Here is a 19,550-nt window from a genome sequence, read left to right on the forward strand (position 1 = left end):
CGCATATGTTCAACGACCTCAGCCGCATGGGTAAGTACCTGGGCCAGGCCGCCCGCATGCTGGTGGGCATGCCCGACTACGACAACTACGTCGAGCACATGCGCAGCAAGCACCCGGACAAGCCGGTGATGACCTATGAGGAGTTCTTCCGCGAGCGCCAGGAGGCCCGCTACGGCGGCGGCAAGGGACGGCCCGTGCGCTGCTGTTGAGACCCACCTGGAGAGGAAACGCCACGACTGGGTCGTGGCGTTTCTTTTTGGAGAAACCGACGGGCTTGCCCCTAGCCATCGATAGGAATCGGGTTACCCAATCCGGCGGCCCGTAAGAAGGTCCATCATGGATTGCCGGGGAGGCCTGCACCGGAGTGGCAATTTTGTGTGTGTTCTTGCCTGGCTCCGTGCAACCGGATGCTTCCCTCTCCCTCGGCCCCTCTCCCGGAGGGAGAGGGGTGACTCGTGCCGGCGAGTCCAAAGCCATCCTGAAGCCCATGTAGAGCTGAAACTGGGTACAAATGGTGGGGCCGCAACCTGCCCCTTCAGTAGGCCGAGCGGAATCGTTGCACAAGAAAAAGTCCGGCATCAGCCGTAATGCTGTTCACTTAGGTGATGGCGTTAGCGCACATGAGGAGAGGCGTGACCGGCCTTCGGAGTAGTCTGCCACCAGGTAGCCCGGATGAAATCCGGGAGTAGCGGCTGGACTCTCCCCGGATTTCATCCGGGCTACCAAGCTGAAGGCACCGTAGGAGCGAGCTCTGCTCGCGAAGGCGACGGGTTCGCGAGCAGAGCTCGCTCTACGAGGGATAGATGCCCCGGACAAACAGCTTTTGATGATGCAAAACCAAAAACGCCGCCCTCCTGCTCAAGGAAAAGCGGCGTTTTTCTTATGTGAACAGCATTACGGCATCAGCCGGGCTCCTGCAGTGCGCTGTCGCTTACTTGCCGTAAACCGGCAGCTTGGCGCAGATGGCCTTGACCTGTTCGCGAACGCGGTCGACCACGGACTCGTCGCCCATGTTCTCCAGGATGTCGCAGATCCAGGTGGCCAGCTCGCGGCACTCGACTTCCTTGAAGCCACGAGTGGTCACGGCCGGGGTACCGATGCGCAGGCCGGAAGTGACGAAAGGCGAGCGGGGGTCGTTCGGTACGGAGTTCTTGTTCACGGTGATGAAGGCGCGGCCGAGGGCAGCGTCGGCATCCTTACCGGTGATGTCCTGCTTGATCAGGCTGAGCAGGAACAGGTGGTTCTGGGTGCCACCGGAAACCACGTCGAAACCGCGGTCGATGAAGACCTGGGCCATGGCCTGGGCGTTCTTCACCACTTGCTGCTGGTAAGCCTTGAACTCGGGTTGCAGGGCTTCCTTGAAGCACACGGCCTTGGCGGCGATCACGTGCTCCAGCGGGCCACCCTGGGCGCCGGGGAACACGGCGGAGTTGAGCTTCTTCTCGATCTCTTCGTTCTTGCGAGCGAGGATCAGGCCGCCGCGCGGGCCGCGCAGGGTCTTGTGGGTGGTGGTGGTGACCACGTCGGCGAAGGGAACCGGGTTCGGGTAGACGCCAGCGGCGACCAGGCCGGCAACGTGGGCCATGTCGACGAACAGGTAGGCACCTACCTTGTCGGCGATGGCACGGAAGCGCGGGAAGTCGAGGACCTGCGAGTAGGCGGAGAAGCCGGCGACGATCATCTTCGGCTTATGCTCTACGGCCAGGCGCTCGACTTCGTCGTAGTCGATCAGGCCATTGGCGTCGATACCGTATTGCACGGCGTTGTACAGCTTGCCGGAGGAGGACACGCTGGCGCCGTGGGTCAGGTGACCGCCGTGAGCCAGGCTCATGCCGAGGAGGGTATCACCGGCCGACAGCAGGGCCAGGTAGACAGCTGCGTTGGCCTGGGAGCCGGCGTGCGGCTGGACGTTAGCGTAGTCGGCGCCGAACAGTTGCTTGGCGCGGTCGATGGCCAGCTGCTCGACGACGTCGACGTACTCGCAGCCACCGTAGTAGCGCTTGCCCGGATAGCCTTCGGCGTACTTGTTGGTCAGCACGGAGCCCTGAGCCTCCATGACCGCCGGGCTGGTGTAGTTCTCGGAGGCGATGAGCTCGATGTGTTCTTCCTGGCGCTGGGCTTCTTGCTCCATGGCGGCGAACAGGTCGGCATCGTAGCGGGCGAGGGTCAAATCACGGCTGAACATGGCGGTCCTCTTAGGGATCGGTGCAGGGAAAGCTGCGCATTCTACCCGATAGGTCGCAGGCTGGCATATGAAGGTCGGTCATGTGACAGACAAGTGGCCTTCATCTCGCCTGTGGAGCGGGGTTCAGCTCAGGATGAAGTTGGCGCTGGTCCCGAACAGGCGTTCGAACTGGGCCGCCGGCACCGGGTGGCCGAACAGGTAGCCCTGCACTTCGTCGCAGCCGTGTTCGCGCAGGAAGTTCAGCTGGGCATGGGTTTCCACGCCTTCGGCGATGACCGCCAGGTTCAGGCTGTGGGCCATGGCGATGATGGCGCGGGCAATCTGCGCGTCGCGTTCGCCGTCGGGCAGGCCGTCGACGAAGCTGCGGTCGATCTTCAGCACATCGATGGGGAACTGCTTGAGGTAGTTGAGCGAGGAGTAACCGGTGCCGAAGTCGTCCACCGCGATGCACAGGCCGAGGCGCTTGAGGTTCTCCAGGATGGCCATGGCCTCGGCCACGTCGCGCATCAGGATGCTTTCGGTCAGTTCCAGTTCCAGGCAGGCCGCAGGCAGGCCACTGTCTTCGATGATGGCGGCGATGCGCTCGGCCAGCTGACCGTCGGCGAACTGGCGGGCGGAGATGTTCACCGAGATCTTCGGCAGGCGCATCTTCGCCTGGTGCCAGGTCCGGAGCTGGCGGCACGCCTCGCTTAGCACCCAGTCGCCCACTTGCACCACCAGGCCCAGTTCCTCCAGTACCGGGATGAACTCCCCCGGCGGCACCAGCCCGCGCGTTGGATGGCGCCAGCGCAGCAGGGCCTCGACCCCGGTGAGGCGCTTTCCGTCGCCGGAGAACTGCGGCTGGTAGTAGAGCAGGAACTCGCCTTGCTCCAGGGCATGGCGCAGGTCGCTTTCCAGCTCCAGGCGTTCCAGGGCGCGGGCGTTCATGTCGGCCTGGTAGAACTGGAAGTTGTTCTTGCCGCGTTCCTTGGCGTGGTACATCGCCGTGTCGGCGTTCTTCATCAGTTGGCTCAGCTCGCGACCGTCCTGGGGCGAAAGAGCGATGCCGATGCTGGCGGTGACGAAGAACTCGCGGCCCTCGAGGACGAAGGGGCGGGCCAGGCTGCCGAGGATCAGCTCGGCAACATGGATGGCGCGGTTCAACGCGCCCTCGCGGGTGGCGCGTGCTTGCAGCAGCAAGGTGAATTCGTCGCCACCCATGCGCGCCACGGTGTCGTCTTCGTCGACGCAGGCGGCCAGACGCACGGCCACGTCCTTGAGCATGCGGTCGCCGGCGGCATGGCCGAGCGAGTCGTTGATCGGCTTGAAACGGTCGAGGTCGAGGAACATCAGTACGACCCATTCCTGATGCCGCTCGGCGTGTTGCAGGGCCGTGTGCAGGCGGTCCTGGAACAAGGTGCGGTTGGGCAGGTGGGTCAGCCCGTCGTAGTAGGCCAGGCGGTGGATGCGCTGTTCGCTGGCCTTGCGCTCGCTGATGTCGCTGAAGAAGCAGACGTAGCTGACCAGGTCCCCTTCCTCGTCCTGCACGGCGGTGATGCCGACCCAGGCCGGGTAGTTGTCGCCCTCCCGGCGCTTGAGCCAGATTTCGCCTTCCCAGCTGCCGCGCTGGTTGAGCTGGCCGATGATGTAGTTGAGCTGGTTGGCCTGCTGGCGGTCGGCGGTGAACACCGAGGGGAGCTGGTCCAGCACGTCCCGGGCGGCGTAGCCGGTGATGCGGCAGAAGGCTTCGTTGACCTGGACGATGTAGCCGGCCGGGTCGGTGACCAGGATGGCCGAGGTGGAGTGCTCGAACACTGTGGCAGCCATGCGCATGTCTTTCTCGGCGCGGCGCTGCTGGCTGATGTCGCGACCGACGCCAAGCATGCCCTCGAAGCGTCCGTATTCGTCCCACATCAGCATGGTGCGCAGCTCTACGGGAATTTTCTGCCCGTCGGCGCGCATGCAATCGAAGAGGAACAGCCGCGACGGCATCTGGCTGCGCAGTTCGGCCAGGCGTTGCGGGTTACCCAGGGCGTTGCGGATCTGCTCCAGTTGCTCGAACAGCGTGACCATCTGCCGAGGGTCGGCGGCCATGCCCTGGAAGCCGTTGGCGATGGTCCATTCGGCGCTGTAGCCGAGCGCCGGCAGCACCGAGGGGCTGACGTAGTTGAGTTGTAGTTCTCTGTCGGTGGTGAAGATCACGTCGCTGATGCTTTCGGCCAGCATGCGATAGCGGCGCCCGCTCTCGCGCATGGACTCGGCGGCTTCGATCGGTTCGGTAATGTCCTTGGCCACGCCGATCAGGCGGCTGACGCGGCCGTTCTCGTCACGGGCCAGGGCCTGTTCGCGAACGTCGAACCAGTGCCAGGTGCCGTCCTTGTGGCGCCAGCGCAGCTGGCACTGCAGTAGCACGCCGTCACCGACCACCTGCTGCAGGCTGCGCACGCGCCAGTACTGCTCGGCGTCGTCGGGGTGCAGTATTTCCTCCCAGAAGCGTTCGCCCATCCTGCTGATGTCTTCACGGCCGTAGCCCAGCTGCTGGGCGAGGCGGTTGTTGGTGAGCATCACCCGCTTGTTGATGATGTCGTGCACGTAGAGGGTGTCGGGCACCGCCAGCACCACGTCGGACCAGAAGCGTTCGCGCTCGATCAGCGAGAGTTCCACCTCCTTGCGGCTGGTGATGTCGTTGATGCTGAGGGTGACGGCTTCCAGGTCCTGGATCATGTCCGGCAGGTGCAGCACCAGCCAGATGTGCCGCGACTGGCCCTGGGCGGTGACGATCCGGCTTTCCATCTCCAGGTGCTTGCTTCCCCCCAGCAGGGCGGCCATCAGCTGGAAGCGAATGCCGCTTTCTTGCAGCGGACGGGTGCCGACCAACAGTTGCCAGGCCTGCTCACTGCTACTGACTTCCAGCAGGCGCATGGCGACCTGGTTGACTTCGGTGATGCGCAAGAGGTCCAGCAGCTCGATGTGGCGCTGCGGGTTGGCTTTGATCCACGCGGCCAGGCTGTTGCGGTCGCGCACACCGTGCTGGATCAGGTAGCGGCGCAGGTCGGCCAGGTCGAGTACGCAGAGGGCGATGCCGCCGCCTTCGAAGATGTCCTGGTAGCGCCGACGGGTTTCGTGCAACACCCGCAGGGCGCGCTGCTCTTCGGTCACATCGCGCAGCACCCAGACGTAGCCCAGTAGCTGGGCACCGTCGTTGAGATCGTTGCGGGTCACCGCCAGCAGGCGCAGCTCGCCGTTGCGCTTGAACTGCACGAGGTCCGAGCCCAGTTCGTGGTCCAGGCCAGGGGCGTTGAGCAGCAGCGGGTCCAGGCCCGGCAGCAGGGCCTGCAGGTGGTGGTCCTGGGCGACCTTGCCGCTGATGCCGAACATGGCTTCGGCCTGGGGGTTGAGGTAGCTCAGACGGCCGTCTACCTGGGTCACCAGCACGCGTTCCTCAATCACCCCCAGGGCACTGGCGGCCTGGCGCAGCGAACGCCGCGAGGCGTCGTTGAGTTCGCGCAGGCCGCGTTGCTCGCGTTGCAGGTAATAGAGGGCTATCAGCGCCAGGCTGGCACTGATGAGGAACAACAGCAGTTTGCTGAGCAGTTCGGGGAACAGGCTGGCGCGTACCTGGCGCTCGTCATGAAGTGCCCGGACCTGCCAGTCGCTGTGTTCCAGCTTTGATACGAGGATGGTCTGTGCCTCCTGCTCGGCCGTCACCGGCATGACGATCGAGCCGGCGCGGTTCGAGTTGCCGCTCTGCGCCAGCACCCGCTGGAGGTAGCGGTCTTCCAGCAGCCAGCGATAGTCGCGGTCTTCGTGCTTGAGCAACCAGGTGCGAATGGCTTCGGCGTCCATGCGCAACACCCAGTAGCCGCTCGGTTCGGGTAATGGCGACTGGCGCAGGATCAGGTAGACCTCACCACGCCCCACGGCGCTGAACGCGTAGTGGTAGATCTGGCCATCGCTGCGTTGAACCAGGTTGGCCAGATACAGGTCGTCGTCGCTGTCGGCCTGGGTATCGGCCAGCACGCCGCCATTGGGGTTGAGCCAGGCCAGGCTGCGCGTGGCTGGCATGAGGGGGCGCAGCAGGTCCAGTTCGGTCAGGCGCGCGTCTCTGCTTTCGAGGTTGGGCGGTTGCTGGCGGAGTAGCGCGATGACGGCGTCGGCCTTCATCTGCATGACCAGCTCGAGGTGGCTGGCCAGCTCGCGGGTCAGGGTGTAATTGCGGCCCCGCGCACTGTCCTGCAACTGGCGGTACTCCTGATGCAACTGCCACAGCAGCAGCGTCAGCATCAGCAGCACCAGGCCCACCAGCACGCCCTTGACCGAGCCGCGTACGGGAACGCCGGACACGGGCAATCCGGGCTTTGGCGGGGCGGGAGGGCGTGGACTGGCTGGCACGAGTGGCGTTCCTGCGACTACTGCTCGACGGGCAGGTGACGGGGCGTCCCGGACCCCTGGGGCCGCGGACCGGCTAGCATGCCTTGAAGGCCTGCAAAGTGCCAGCACCACCGACGAGCGTCGTTTGCCCTCCCCGGTGCATTCCGGTAGCTTTGCCGCACGCGCGCGGGAGCGCCTGTTCCCAGATTGTCGCTCCCCGCCTTATCCAACATTCGTCACAGCACCAAGGTCTGTCACATGGCTCAATACGTCTACACCATGCACCGGGTTGGCAAGGTCGTGCCCCCGAAGCGGGAGATTCTCAAAGACATTTCCCTGTCCTTCTTCCCGGGCGCCAAGATCGGCGTGCTCGGCCTGAACGGCGCGGGCAAGTCGACCCTGCTGCGCATCATGGCCGGGGTGGATACCGAGATCGACGGTGAAGCCCGCCCGATGCCGGGTATCAAGGTCGGCTATCTGCCCCAGGAACCCCGGCTGGACCCGGCCAAGAGCGTGCGTGACATCGTCGAAGAAGCCGTCGGCGAGATCAAACAGGCCCAGGCGCGCCTGGACGAAGTCTATGCCGCCTACGCAGAGCCGGATGCCGACTTCGATGCCCTGGCCGCCGAACAGGCCAGGCTGGAGGCCATCCTCCAGGCCGCCGACGGCCACAACCTGGAGCGTCAGCTGGAAGTCGCCGCCGACGCCCTGCGCCTGCCGTCGTGGGAGGCGAAGATCGAGCACCTGTCCGGTGGCGAGAAGCGCCGCGTAGCCCTCTGCCGCCTGCTGCTGTCGGCTCCCGACATGCTGCTGCTGGACGAACCGACCAACCACCTGGACGCCGACTCGGTGGCCTGGCTGGAGCACTTCCTCCACGACTTCCCCGGTACTGTGGTCGCGATCACCCACGACCGTTACTTCCTCGACAACGTCGCGGGCTGGATTCTCGAACTGGACCGTGGCTACGGCATCCCCTTCGAGGGCAACTACTCCGGCTGGCTGGAATCCAAGGCCAACCGCCTGGCCCAGGAAGCCAAGCAGGAAGCCTCCCACGCCAAGGCCATGAAGGCCGAACTGGAGTGGGTTCGCCAGGGGGCCAAGGCTCGTCAGTCCAAGTCCAAGGCCCGTCTGCAACGCTTCGAGGAAATGCAATCGCAGGAATTCCAGAAGCGCAGCGAAACCAACGAGATCTACATCCCGGCCGGCCCGCGCCTGGGCGACAAGGTCATCGAGTTCCACAACGTCTCCAAGGGCTACGGCGACCGCGTGCTGATCGAGGACCTGTCCTTCAGCGTGCCGAAAGGCGCCATCGTCGGTGTCATCGGTGGTAACGGTGCCGGTAAGTCGACCCTGTTCCGCATGATCCTGGGCAAGGAGCAGCCGGATTCGGGCAGCATCGAGCTGGGTGAAACCGTCCAGCTGGCCAGCGTCGACCAGAGCCGCGACAGCCTGGAAGGTGGCAAGACCGTATGGCAGCAGGTGTCCGATGGCTTCGAGCAGATCAAGATCGGCAACTACGAAGTTCCCTCGCGCAGCTATGTCGGCCGCTTCAACTTCAAGGGCGCCGACCAGCAGAAGTTCGTCAAGGATCTCTCCGGTGGTGAGCGTGGCCGCCTGCACCTGGCCCTGACCCTGAAGCAGGGCGGCAACGTGCTGCTGCTCGACGAACCGTCCAACGACCTCGACGTGGAAACCCTGCGTGCGTTGGAAGAAGCGCTGCTGGACTTCCCCGGCGCCGCCATCGTGATCTCCCACGATCGTTGGTTCCTGGACCGTATCGCCACCCACATCCTGTCTTACGAGGACGACGGCAAGGTGACCTTCTTCGAAGGTAACTACACCGAGTTCGAGGCCGACCGGAAGAAGCGCCTCGGCGATGCGGCTTCCCAGCCCCACCGGGTGCGTTACAAGAAGCTCGCCCAGTAAGCCATCGGGCAAGCATCACGAGAAAACGGAGCCCCACGGCTCCGTTTTTGTTTCTGGAGGTTCCATGAAAGGATTCAACCACTACCTGTTCTGGTTATCGATCCTGGCGTTGTTCGGGGTCTGTGGCCTGTACTTCTCGTTCTACCCTTCGCCGGTCTGGCAGCTTGGCTCCGTGGCCTGCGCCCTGTTGCTGGGTGGCGGGCTTTACGCCTGGCTGGCCTGGCGGGAGCGTTTCGTCAGCCTGTTCGAACTGGAAACCGACGCCGCTCTGCTGCCGTTGCACCTGACTCTGGGCTCGCTGCTGGTGCTGGTGGTCTGGGGCGTCCTGCAGGTGCCTGTGGCGGCGCTCTACACCCAATGGCTGGGCGAGGACGCCGAGTTCGCCGCACGGGTGCTCAACAAGGACCAGGGTGGACTGGGCTGCGAATTCCGGGTGGAGCTGGTGGTTGACGATGCGGCGCAAGGTATGGGCGTCTGTGTGACGGAGGACGTCTGGCTGTCCCTGCCGGAACGTGGCGCGGTGGTGATGCTCGGCAAGCGTAGCGGGCTGGGCATCAATCCTCGGCAGGTGCTGCGGGCGTCGGCGGGGCGCTGAGTCGCTTTCGTGTCCTACCCGTCAGGGTGGCGACTGGCCGGGCGCAATGCTCAAGTAATGAGCGACAGATTGTATCCAATCGTTTCTGCTTGGACCTGCATGCCGGGCCGCCGGGAAGGGTGGCTGAAGTGGGTCGCTGTGACCGTCCTTTTATGGTGCGCGCCGTGCAATGTTCTGGTGCGATATGTCGCTAAGGGGCGGCGGGTGTTTTGCATGGCATGCTGGCTGGGGAGCGGGGGAATCTGCTGTTTCTGTCGTGAATTTATATGTAATGCACCAAAAAGTTTCATCAATGCGTCATGTCGCCCTATCTAGGGGCTGGCTGGCTTGATAGAGTTTCGCGCCACGAATTGTTCACAAAAGAAAAAATGGTGAGAAACATGACGCAATCCGTCGACGCCTTTCTGCTGCGCCTGAAGCGGCGTGATCCCGACCAGCCTGAATTCCATCAGGCCGTGGAAGAAGTGCTGCGCAGCCTGTGGCCCTTCCTTGAAGCCAATCCGAAGTATCTGGAGGCCGGCATCATCGAACGGATCGTCGAGCCGGAGCGTGCCGTGCTGTTCCGGGTGCCGTGGGTCGACGATGCCGGTCGGGTGCAGGTGAACCGCGGTTTCCGCGTGCAGATGAGCAGCGCCATCGGCCCCTACAAGGGCGGCCTGCGTTTCCACCCTTCGGTGAACCTGGGCGTGCTGAAGTTCCTGGCCTTCGAGCAGGTGTTCAAGAACTCCCTGACCTCGTTGCCCATGGGCGGCGGCAAGGGCGGTTCGGACTTCGACCCCAAGGGCAAGAGCGACGCCGAAGTCATGCGCTTCTGCCAGTCCTTCATGAGTGAGTTGTACCGCCACATCGGCGCCGACCTGGACGTGCCAGCCGGCGATATCGGTGTTGGAGCCCGCGAGATCGGCTTCCTCTTCGGCCAGTACAAGCGCCTTTCCAACGAGTTCACCTCGGTCTTCACCGGCAAGGGCCTGGCATACGGCGGCAGCCTGATTCGCCCCGAAGCCACCGGCTATGGCTGCGTCTACTTCGCCCAGGAAATGCTCAAGGGCATCGGTCGCGGGTTTGACGGCCAGCGCGTGGCCATCTCCGGCTCCGGCAATGTCGCCCAGTACGCGGCGCAGAAGGTCATGGAGCTGGGCGGCAAGGTCATTTCGCTGTCCGACTCTGAAGGTACCTTGTTCGCCGAGGCGGGCCTGACCGTGGAGCAGTGGGAAGAGCTGATGGAGCTGAAGAACGTCCGTCGTGGCCGTATCAGCGAGCTGAGCGGCCCCGGCCTGCGCTTCCTGCCTGGCCAGCGTCCCTGGGCGCTGCCTTGTGATATCGCGCTGCCCTGCGCGACCCAGAACGAGCTGGGCGCCGAAGATGCCCGCGCGCTGCTGGCCAACGGTTGTGTCTGCGTCGCCGAAGGCGCCAACATGCCGTCGACCCTGGAGGCTGTGGATATCTTCATTGACGCGGGGATTCTCTTCGCACCGGGCAAGGCATCCAACGCTGGCGGCGTTGCCACCAGCGGCCTTGAAATGAGCCAGAACGCCATGCGCCTGCACTGGACCGCCGGCGAGGTGGATCAGCGCCTGCACGGCATCATGCAGAACATCCACCACGCCTGCGTGAGCTACGGCGAGGAGAATGGCCGGGTGAACTACGTCAAGGGCGCCAACATCGCCGGCTTCGTGAAAGTGGCCGACGCCATGCTGGCGCAGGGCGTCGTCTGACCCTCGGGCCGTTATGTGTTTTGTAGGAGCGATTTCAATCGCGAAAGCAGACCGCAGGGGTGTCCTGCAGAGGTGATGAGGGCAGCTTTGCTGCCCGATCGCGAATGATTCGCTCCTTCAAGGCAAGGCGCCGTCGTCGATCAGTCAGGGCGCAACGCCCTGCCCATCGCATTCCCTCGATCCCTTTCCCACTCTTCGTCCTGCCGGTCGCGGCGCCAGTCCTCGTACTCGCGCCGTTCCTCGCTCTGTACTTGCGCCTGGCACTGCCGGAAGCCATCGCTCCAGCCTTCGGCATAGTGGGCGTCCTTGAGGTAACGGGGCACGTCCTTGCGGAACTCGCCGCTGATCACGCCTGCAGCCTGGCGGCCGCTGCTGCAGCCATCTGCAAAACCGTCGGCGAACGCCGGTGGATACCCCTGTGCGAGCAAGTGGTCATGGGTGGATTCGCAGCCCACGAGCAGGCTGGCGCAAAGTGTGGCGAGAAGGGCGGCGTAGCGAAACGCCATGCTGGACTCCCGTGCGCCAGAGGGCGGGCGCACGCGCAGTGGGGGGGCGAACGACTCTAGCGCTGGCCGTGTGATGAAAACGTCAAGGACTCAGCCCTTGACGCATACCACCTGACGCAAGGTATGCACCACCTCCACCAGGTCGCGCTGGGCGGCCATCACGGCGTCGATGTCCTTGTAGGCCATCGGGATCTCATCGATCACATCCTTGTCCTTGCGGCATTCGACATGCGCGGTGGCGCGGACCTGATCCTCAACGGTGAACAGCTTCTTCGCCCGTCCCCGGCTCATGCTACGGCCGGCGCCGTGGCTGCAGGAGCAGAACGCCTCCTCGTTGCCCAGGCCGCGCACGATGAAGCTCTTGGCGCCCATGGAACCGGGGATGATGCCCAGCTCGCCTTTCTGCGCCGACACCGCGCCTTTACGCGTCACCAGCACTTCTTGGCCGAAGTGGTGCTCCTTCTGCACGTAGTTGTGGTGGCAGTTCACCGCCTCCAGGTTAGCCTCGAAGGGCGTGCGGATCACCTTGCGCGCCGCGTCGATCACCGCCTGCATCATCAAGGCACGATTCTGCCGCGCGAAGTCCTGGGCCCAGCCCACCGCTTCCACGTAGTCGTCGAAGTGCTTGCTGCCCTCTTCGAAGTAGGCCAGGTCGCGGTCCGGCAGGTTAGCGATGTGCTGGCGCATGTCGGCCTGCGCCAGTTCGATGAACAGGGTGCCGATGGCGTTACCCACGCCGCGCGATCCGCTGTGGAGCATGAACCAGACGCGGTCGGCCTCATCCAGGCAGACCTCGATGAAATGGTTGCCGGTGCCCAGCGTGCCGAGATGGTGGCGGTTGTTGGTCTTTTCCAGTCGCGGGTACTTGCTGGTGATGGCCTTGAAGCGCCTGGCGAGTGGGCGCCAGGCCTGGTCGGCGGCGTCCGGCACATCATCCCAGGCGCCCTGGTCGCGCCTGCCGAACGTCTTGCCGTGGGGCACGGCGCCCTCGATGGCGCGGCGCAGGCCATGGAGGTTGTCCGGCAGGTCGGCGGCGCGCAGGGAGGTGAGGGCCGCGATCATCCCGCAGCCAATGTCCACGCCCACTGCAGCAGGAATGATGGCGCCCAGGGTGGGGATCACACTGCCGATGGTGGAGCCCTTGCCCAAGTGCACGTCGGGCATTACCGCCAGATGCTTGAAGATGAACGGCATCTTCGCGGTGTTGATCAGTTGCTGGCGGGCTTCCTCCTCGACGGGCACGCCCTGTGTCCAGAGATGGATGGGTTTGCCGCCGGCCACTTCCAGCAATTGTGGGCTGTTTGGTTTCATCGGTGCTGCCTGATGAGGGTGTGGATATCTATTGTGTGCCTGTCAGGGCCGGCCGGGCGCGTATCTTACCGGTGGAGCGCCGCCCGCCCCATCCTGCGAGCCAAGCGACGGAGCACGCCCCGTAGGATGGGTTGAGGTACGAAACCCATCAATAGTGGTACCACTTCAGTTCCAGCAGCACTTCGTTCACCGGCGCAGTGAGCTGGCTGAACTCCCGTTGTGCGGAGAGGCGCAGGCCGAGGCTGCGGGAGATTTCCCATTGCTGGTTGAGCGACAGGCTCCGGCGCACTTCGCCGTTGTGGAAGTAGTCGCCAGACGCCTCCAGGCTGAGGGGGCCCATCGGGTTGTGCCAGAGCAGGCCGGTATTGAACCCGGCGGCGGTGGCGATGAAGGGGGCGAAGTCTTCATTGTGCTCGACGCGGGCGGTGGCGAGCGCAAAGCCCAGAGCCTCTTGACCGAGCTGCCAGGAGCCGCCGACGCCACCGTTGAGGTGGCTGACCAGGCGCTCGTCGCCATCCTCGCCCAGTACCCGCTCCAGGCCCCCGGCCACTTGCCAGGACCAGGGTTTGAGCAGTTCGCCGCGCGGCGTGAGGGAGCGGATGGTGGCGAGGTCCAGGCGCTGCAGTTGCCAGTGGTTGTTTTCGTACTGACGGAGCTTGGCCTGGAGAATCTCGATCTGTGCACCCGCCGGGAAGCCGGAAAGGTTGTCGTTGAGGTCGTGGTAGGCCATGCGCAGGCCGTACTCGACGAAGGCGCGGTCCTCGCGGCTGCCCACGCCCAGTTGCCAGGTTCGCGATTCGTGGCCTTCCTCAGGCAGGTCCGGGCGCGCCACGTCCAGCTCCGGTGGCGGATTGCGATTGATGCTTTGCAGCAGTTCGAAGCTGCGGGAGGCGTTCTCTCGGGTACGGCTCTCGCCCGTCGTGCGATAGCGCACCAGGCGGAAGGCGGCATCCTGGATCAGCGCACGGCGCGGGGCGGGGAGGGTGAGGAAGGCGGGGTCGTCCAGCCGCTTCTCGTCTTTGGCCAGGCGTAGCACCCACTGCTGCTCGTCGCTGTCCAGTGGCGCGGCGCGGGCCAGCAGTTCCTTCTCTCGCGAGGGGCGGTAGTCGATGGATTCCACCAGCCCGGCGTGCTTGACCGCGCGTACGGTGTCGGTGGGGATGGCGGTGATCGGAAACTGGTCGGTGAGCTCGATGCCGGGGCGGGCGATCTCCAGCAGTTCCAGCAGGCGGTAGGAGCAGTTTTCGTCGAAGAAGTAGTAGTCGAAGCGGACTTGCTTGAGCTCCCAGATGTGCTCGACCATGCGCCCGGTCTCTTCGGGCGTGAGGTTCAGGCGATATTCCCAGAGGTCACGGTTCTCCAGGCGGCTGTATTCCTTGAGCTTCTCGCGGTAGGGCACCAGGGCGAACAGGCCGGGGTAGCCGCCCATCAGGCCTTTCCAGGCATAGAGGATGCTGTTGTCGGCGCCTTCGATGAAGGCGCCGAAGTTCAGCGCGTAGCTGAGCATCACGGTGTTGTTTTCGTGGATGTCCGGCTGGTCGATACGCAGCAGCGTGTGGCCGAACATGGACGAAGGACTGTTCAGATAGGCGGCGGGGAACACCAGCACCGTGCTGTGCGGATTGACGTCAGCGTACCAGGCCTTGAATTCGCTGCAGGCCGGCTGCGGCAGGTCGTTCAGTTGCAGTTGCTGGTGCAGCCAGCGGGTGCGTGCCGGATAGGTGCACTGGGGGTGCTTGTCGCCCAGGCTGGCGGGTTCGTAGAGGGCCTTGAGGGTGGCGTTCAGTTCAGCTGCCGGGTTCCCGGGGCCGTCCTCGGCGAGGAAGAAACCGGCATCGTCCACGTAGCTGCGCCAGCCGCCCAGCTTGCCGGTCTCGTAGTGGCCCAGGGCAATCCAGTAGGGATCGTTCGCCAGTGTCTGGAGGCGTTCGGCGGGGACATGGGGAGCGGCGTGGACGGTGATGCAGGAGCACAGGGCGAAGTACGGCAAAATCCGTTTCAAGGGCGCAACTCTTCTTGGGGAGAGGTCGTCGGCCGGAGCTTTGGGCAAGGCCGGTGCGGGTGTCAAGCAAGGCCATGGCCGGTATTTGCGCAAGTTTGCCGAAGTGGCATGCAGGCTGCGTTACAGCGTCCACACTTAGGGTGTGAACTGGGGAGATTCCAGCATGACTGTCACTGATCCTCGGGCCGCCCTCGATGCCCTGATAGTGGAGTACACCGCCCGCGCCAATTCGATTCGCGAAGACCTGGCCAGCAGCCACTCGCCGGATTTCGCCGAACAGGCGGGAGAGCGCGAGAACGACGAAGTGCTGACTGCCATCCTCGCCGAAACCGAGGCCGCCCTGCGTCGCGTTGGCATGGCCAAGCTGCGTCTGGCCGACGGCAGCTACGGCTATTGCCAGCGCTGCGGTGAGGCCATAGAGCCGGCGCGACTGGCGGTGTTGCCGGCGGCCGAGTACTGCCTGAGCTGCGCTGACCTGGCGCACTGAATACCCCTGGCGTTATGCCTTGCCAGTGATGTCGGGGCGGCGCCAGAATGCGGCCATTGCTTTCTTGCCGAGCCACTAAGGACACTCGATGCCTGACTCCTTCGCTGCCAGCCTGCGCCTGGCGCCCGATGCGCTGACCCGTCCCTTCGAGCCCCAGCAGTTCAGTTTCAAGACGACCGACGACCTGGAGCCGTTTCGCGGCGTGCTCGGCCAGGAGCGTGCGGTAGAGGCCCTGCAGTTCGGCGTGGCCATGCCGCGCCCCGGTTACAACGTCTATGTGATGGGCGAGCCGGGAACCGGCCGCTTCTCGTTCGTGCAGCGCTACCTCAAGGCTGAAGGCAAGCGCCTGGATACCCCGGCCGACTGGGTATACGTCAACCACTTCGAGGAGCAACGCGAACCCCGCGCCCTGCAACTGCCGGCGGGGGAGGCCCAAGACTTCATTTGCGACATCGAGCACCTGGTGGACAACCTCCTGTCGACCTTCCCGGCCGTGTTCGAGACGCCCACCTTCCAGCAAAAGAAAAGTGCCATTGATCGCGCCTTCAATCAGCGCTACGACCGCGCCCTGGATGTGATCGAGCGCCTGGCCCTGGAGAAGGACGTTGCCCTCTATCGCGACAGCGCGAATATCGCCTTCACCCCGATGAAGGACGGCAAGGCCCTGGACGAGGCGGACTTCGCCCAGTTGGAGGAGGCCGAGCGCGAGCGCTTTCACGACGACATCGCGATTCTGGAAGAGCGGCTGAACGAGGAGTTGTCCAGCCTGCCGCAGTGGAAGCGCGAGTCCAGCAACCAACTGCGCCAACTGAACGAGGAAACCATTACCCAGGCCCTACAGCCGCTGCTTTCGCCCCTGTCGGAAAAGTACGCGGAGAACGCTGGCGTGGTGGCTTACCTGCAGGCCATGCAGGTGAATCTGCTGAAAACGGTGGTGGACCAACTGCTGGACGAGAAGCCCGACGCCCTGCGCCGCGAATTGCTGGAAGAGCAGTATTGCCCGAGCCTGGTGGTGGGCCACAGCGCCAGCGGCGGCGCCCCGGTGGTGTTCGAGTCTCACCCGACCTACGACAATCTGTTCGGCCGCATCGAGTACGGCACCGACCAGGGCGCCCTCTACACCAGCTATCGCCAATTGCGGCCGGGTGCGCTGCACCGTGCCAACGGCGGCTTCCTGGTACTGGAAGCCGAGAAACTGCTGGGCGAGCCCTTCGTCTGGGACGCCCTCAAGCGTGCACTGCATTCACGTCAGTTGAAGATGGAGTCGCCGCTTGCCGAGCTGGGCCGCCTGGCCACCGTGACGCTAACGCCGCAGGTGATCCCGTTGCACGTGAAGGTCGTGATCATCGGTTCGCGCCAGCTCTACTACACGCTGCAGGACCTGGACCCGGATTTCCAGGAGATGTTCCGCGTGCTGGTGGATTTCGACGAAGAAATCGCCCTGTCGGACGACAGCCTGGAACAGTTCGCCCAACTGCTGAAAACCCGGACCTCGGAAGAGGGCATGGCACCCCTCACCGCGGCTGCGGTCGCCCGGCTGGCCACCTACAGTGCGCGACTGGCGGAACACCAGGGACGCCTGTCGGCGCGCATCGGTGATCTGTTCCAGCTGGTCAGCGAGGCGGACTTTATCCGTCACCTGGCTGGCGAACCGGTGACCGACGCTGGCCATATCGAGCGCGCGCTCAAGTCCAAGGCCACGCGTACGGGCCGTGTTTCCGCGCGCATCCTCGATGACATGCTGGCGGGCATCATCCTGATCGACACCGCCGGCGCTGCCGTGGGCAAGTGCAACGGCCTGACGGTGCTGGAAGTGGGCGACTCGGCCTTCGGTGTACCGGCGCGGATTTCCGCAACTGTCTATCCGGGCAGCTCGGGCATCGTCGACATCGAGCGCGAGGTCAACCTTGGCCAGCCCATTCACTCCAAGGGTGTGATGATCCTCACGGGTTACCTTGGCAGCCGCTACGCCCAGGAATTCCCCCTGGAGATTTCCGCGAGCATCGCGCTGGAGCAGTCCTACGGCTACGTGGACGGCGATAGCGCGTCCCTGGGCGAGGCCTGCACCCTGATCTCCGCGCTGTCGCGCACCCCGCTCAAGCAATGCTTCGCCATCACCGGCTCGATCAACCAGTTCGGCGAAGTGCAGGCGGTGGGCGGGGTCAACGAGAAAATCGAAGGCTTCTTCCGCCTCTGCGAGGCTCGCGGATTGACGGGTGAGCAAGGGGTGATCATTCCCCATGCCAACGTCACCACGCTGATGCTCGACGAGCGCGTGCTTGAGGCCGTGCGCCAGGGGCGTTTCCATGTCTACGCCGTGCGCCAGGCTGACGAGGCCCTGAGCCTGCTGGTGGGAGAGCCCGCCGGCGTGCCGGACGACAAGGGCCAGTTCCCCGAAGGCAGCGTCAGTGCCCGCGTGGTGGCGCGCCTGCGGGAAATCGCCGAGATGGGCCTCGAAGAGGAAGAAAAGGTCGGGGCGGCACAGGAAGTGGTGGAAGCCGTCGCCAAGGCAGCCTCGCCACCGAAGCCCAGCCGCAAGGGACCAAAGCAGGAGCCTGGCAAGGCGCCGGTTCGGGACAAGACCCAGGGCCCGGCCTGATGCTCCCCTGACCGGTTGCACCGGGCCTGTTCCCGGTGTGGCTGGTCGGTCATTGAGCGGCAGGGGCAGGCGCTTGTGCAGTCTGCGTCCGGCCGCCTTTCCCTCACCCTGTCAACAGGGTTATCCACAGTTCACGTGGATAAGCATCGCGCTTTCGCAGGTCCGAACTCGGGTGTAGGCTGAAAAGCAGGCCTCTGCGAGGAAAGCCGCCATGACGCGCAACCTCTGCCTTACCCGCCAATGCCTGGGACTGGTGACTCGGATCGAGTGCGTGATCCGTCCGCTGGCGGGAGAGAATGGACTCTGGACGCTGCTCTGTGCGGCGGGCATGTCGGGGGAGCAGCCCTCGGCGATCAAAGCCCAGGGTCCATTCCACGGGCCGCTGGTGGCCGAGTCGGTGCTTTCCGCGATCGCCGATTGCCTGGCCGAGCAGGGCTACACCGAAGCCCACGATCCCCCCATCTGGCGATTGCACCTGCAGGGCGAGTTGCGTCGCATCAACGGTACGCGCTGCCGCAACCTGGGTGACTACCAGTTCCGTCCTGAAACCTGACGGCGTTCGGTTGGCCAGCTTTTGAGCAGCCGCTGCGTGCCGAAAACAAGATCAGGTGGCAGGTGATCCTCCACATGATCTTCGTCGTCTCGGCCTTCGACATGTGCTACCTGGACAAGATGACCAAGCACGACCACTGATCGTCGCTTCCAGACCGTCTGAACCGCCCGGCCGCTGAAAAGCGGACGGGCGGTTGCGTTTGGGCCGCCGGTATCTGGCCTCGTGCATTAGATTTGAGGTGTACAGACCACGAGGGCGACGCCATGAAATTGCACGACCTCACCAGTCATGCCCGTGCCGGGCACGTCGAAGAAATCAATCTGATCTCCCTTGAAGGCGGCATTTACGTGTTGGAGGCCCGCATCGATGGGCGTTCCCATGCGCTGGACGATGGGCAAGGCCATGCCACGCACCTGCGTTCGGTGGAGCACGCCCGAGAGGTGCTGCGCGATCTTCCGGATCTGCCGTTCCACCTGGTCCACAGTGTGGTACATGACGAGATGTGCGGGATGGATACGGACAGTCAGGACACCGTGCGCGTACCGATCTCGACCCGCGCTTCCCACTGAGGTGCCGCAGCCGTCCGGAGCCCGCGCCGGGGAGAGGAAGCTGTGCTAGTCTGGCCGGCCTTTTTTCCCCTGAACCGAGTTCCGCCATGACTCAACTTGATCTTTCCACCGACGAAACCCGCGTCAGCTACGGCATCGGTCGCCAGCTCGGCGACCAGATCCGTGACAATCCCCCGCCCGGTGTGAGCCTGGAGGCCGTCATCGCTGGCCTCAGCGATGCCTTCCAGGGCCTGGAAAGCCGCGTTGACGGTGCTGCACTGTCCGCCAGCTTCCGTGTGATCCGTGAGCTCATGCAAGCCGAAGCCCAGGTCAAGGCAGAAGCTGCCGCCGGCGCGGGTCGCGAATACCTGGAAGAGAACGCCAAGCGCGAGGGCGTGACCGTCTTGGCGTCCGGCCTCCAGTACGAAGTGCTGGTCGCGGGCGAGGGCGCCAAGCCGTCGGTCGAAGACACCGTACGTACCCACTACCATGGCACCCTGATCGACGGCACTGTGTTCGACAGCTCCTACGATCGCGGCCAGCCGGCCGAATTCCCGGTAGGCGGCGTGATCGCTGGCTGGGTCGAGGCCCTGCAACTGATGAACGCCGGCAGCAAGTGGCGCCTGCACGTACCGAGCGAACTGGCCTATGGCGGCCAGGCTGTCGGCAGCATCCCGCCGCACAGCGTGCTGGTGTTCGACGTGGAACTCCTGGACATCCTCTGATCCAGGCGTTGACCCTTGGACGAGCCGTCCCTGGCTCGTCCTGCGGGG

General features: G+C 64.4%; 14 protein-coding genes. 9 read left to right on the forward strand and 5 right to left on the reverse strand.

What is annotated here, in order from left to right; all coding sequences use genetic code 11:
• Window positions 1–5: 5 nt before the first annotated feature.
• Complete coding sequence (locus tag THL1_RS04740) at window positions 6–209, forward strand: YbdD/YjiX family protein (RefSeq protein WP_069082186.1); 204 nt, start codon at window positions 6–8, stop codon at window positions 207–209.
• Window positions 210–931: 722 nt separating this feature from the next.
• On the opposite strand, the gene glyA is transcribed toward THL1_RS04740, so the two are convergent.
• Window positions 932–2,185: a serine hydroxymethyltransferase gene (gene glyA / locus THL1_RS04745; RefSeq protein ID WP_069082187.1), complete on the reverse strand. Its 1,254-nt coding sequence runs from the start codon at window positions 2,183–2,185 to the stop codon at window positions 932–934.
• A gap of 123 nt (window positions 2,186–2,308) precedes the next feature.
• Window positions 2,309–6,448, reverse strand: a complete 4,140-nt coding sequence (locus THL1_RS04750) for a sensor domain-containing protein (RefSeq protein WP_069086408.1) — start codon at window positions 6,446–6,448, stop codon at window positions 2,309–2,311.
• Between the two features lie 345 nt (window positions 6,449–6,793).
• Between THL1_RS04750 and ettA the strand changes: the two genes are divergently transcribed.
• The 3 genes from ettA to gdhA all read left to right on the forward strand — a co-directional run bounded on the left by ettA (window position 6,794) and on the right by gdhA (window position 10,771).
• Window positions 6,794–8,461, forward strand: a complete 1,668-nt coding sequence (gene ettA / locus THL1_RS04755; RefSeq protein ID WP_069082188.1) for an energy-dependent translational throttle protein EttA — start codon at window positions 6,794–6,796, stop codon at window positions 8,459–8,461.
• Between the two features lie 64 nt (window positions 8,462–8,525).
• The gene (locus tag THL1_RS04760) at window positions 8,526–9,056 is read left to right on the forward strand and encodes a hypothetical protein (RefSeq protein WP_069082189.1); all 531 of its coding nucleotides are present in this window, start codon (window positions 8,526–8,528) and stop codon (window positions 9,054–9,056) included.
• Window positions 9,057–9,436: 380 nt separating this feature from the next.
• The gene (gdhA, locus tag THL1_RS04765) at window positions 9,437–10,771 is read left to right on the forward strand and encodes an NADP-specific glutamate dehydrogenase (RefSeq protein ID WP_069082190.1); all 1,335 of its coding nucleotides are present in this window, start codon (window positions 9,437–9,439) and stop codon (window positions 10,769–10,771) included.
• A 140-nt stretch (window positions 10,772–10,911) separates the two neighbouring features.
• On the opposite strand, the gene THL1_RS04770 is transcribed toward gdhA, so the two are convergent.
• From THL1_RS04770 to THL1_RS04780, 3 genes are all read right to left on the reverse strand, one after another.
• The gene (locus THL1_RS04770) at window positions 10,912–11,277 is read right to left on the reverse strand and encodes a hypothetical protein (protein ID WP_069082191.1); all 366 of its coding nucleotides are present in this window, start codon (window positions 11,275–11,277) and stop codon (window positions 10,912–10,914) included.
• A 90-nt stretch (window positions 11,278–11,367) separates the two neighbouring features.
• The gene (locus THL1_RS04775; protein WP_069082192.1) at window positions 11,368–12,588 is read right to left on the reverse strand and encodes an RtcB family protein; all 1,221 of its coding nucleotides are present in this window, start codon (window positions 12,586–12,588) and stop codon (window positions 11,368–11,370) included.
• 148 nt (window positions 12,589–12,736) lie between these two features.
• Entirely contained in the window at window positions 12,737–14,590 is a 1,854-nt protein-coding gene (locus tag THL1_RS04780) for a DUF4105 domain-containing protein (RefSeq protein ID WP_069082193.1), read from the reverse strand.
• 163 nt (window positions 14,591–14,753) lie between these two features.
• Here THL1_RS04780 and THL1_RS04785 point away from each other — a divergent pair, with 163 nt between their 5' ends.
• The 5 genes from THL1_RS04785 (at window position 14,754) to THL1_RS04805 (ending at window position 19,502) form a co-directional block, all read left to right on the forward strand.
• Window positions 14,754–15,077, forward strand: coding sequence for a TraR/DksA family transcriptional regulator (locus tag THL1_RS04785; RefSeq protein ID WP_069082194.1), 324 nt, complete (start codon window positions 14,754–14,756; stop codon window positions 15,075–15,077).
• Between the two features lie 88 nt (window positions 15,078–15,165).
• Entirely contained in the window at window positions 15,166–17,676 is a 2,511-nt protein-coding gene (locus THL1_RS04790) for a Lon protease family protein (protein WP_069082195.1), read from the forward strand.
• Window positions 17,677–17,887: 211 nt separating this feature from the next.
• Complete coding sequence (locus tag THL1_RS04795; RefSeq protein WP_028629637.1) at window positions 17,888–18,229, forward strand: hypothetical protein; 342 nt, start codon at window positions 17,888–17,890, stop codon at window positions 18,227–18,229.
• A gap of 263 nt (window positions 18,230–18,492) precedes the next feature.
• Entirely contained in the window at window positions 18,493–18,798 is a 306-nt protein-coding gene (locus tag THL1_RS04800; protein ID WP_069082196.1) for a DUF6482 family protein, read from the forward strand.
• A gap of 86 nt (window positions 18,799–18,884) precedes the next feature.
• Complete coding sequence (locus tag THL1_RS04805) at window positions 18,885–19,502, forward strand: FKBP-type peptidyl-prolyl cis-trans isomerase (RefSeq protein ID WP_069082197.1); 618 nt, start codon at window positions 18,885–18,887, stop codon at window positions 19,500–19,502.
• The last annotated feature ends 48 nt before the right edge of the window (window positions 19,503–19,550 follow it).

Source organism: Pseudomonas sp. TCU-HL1 (assembly GCF_001708505.1).
GTDB lineage: Bacteria > Pseudomonadota > Gammaproteobacteria > Pseudomonadales > Pseudomonadaceae > Metapseudomonas.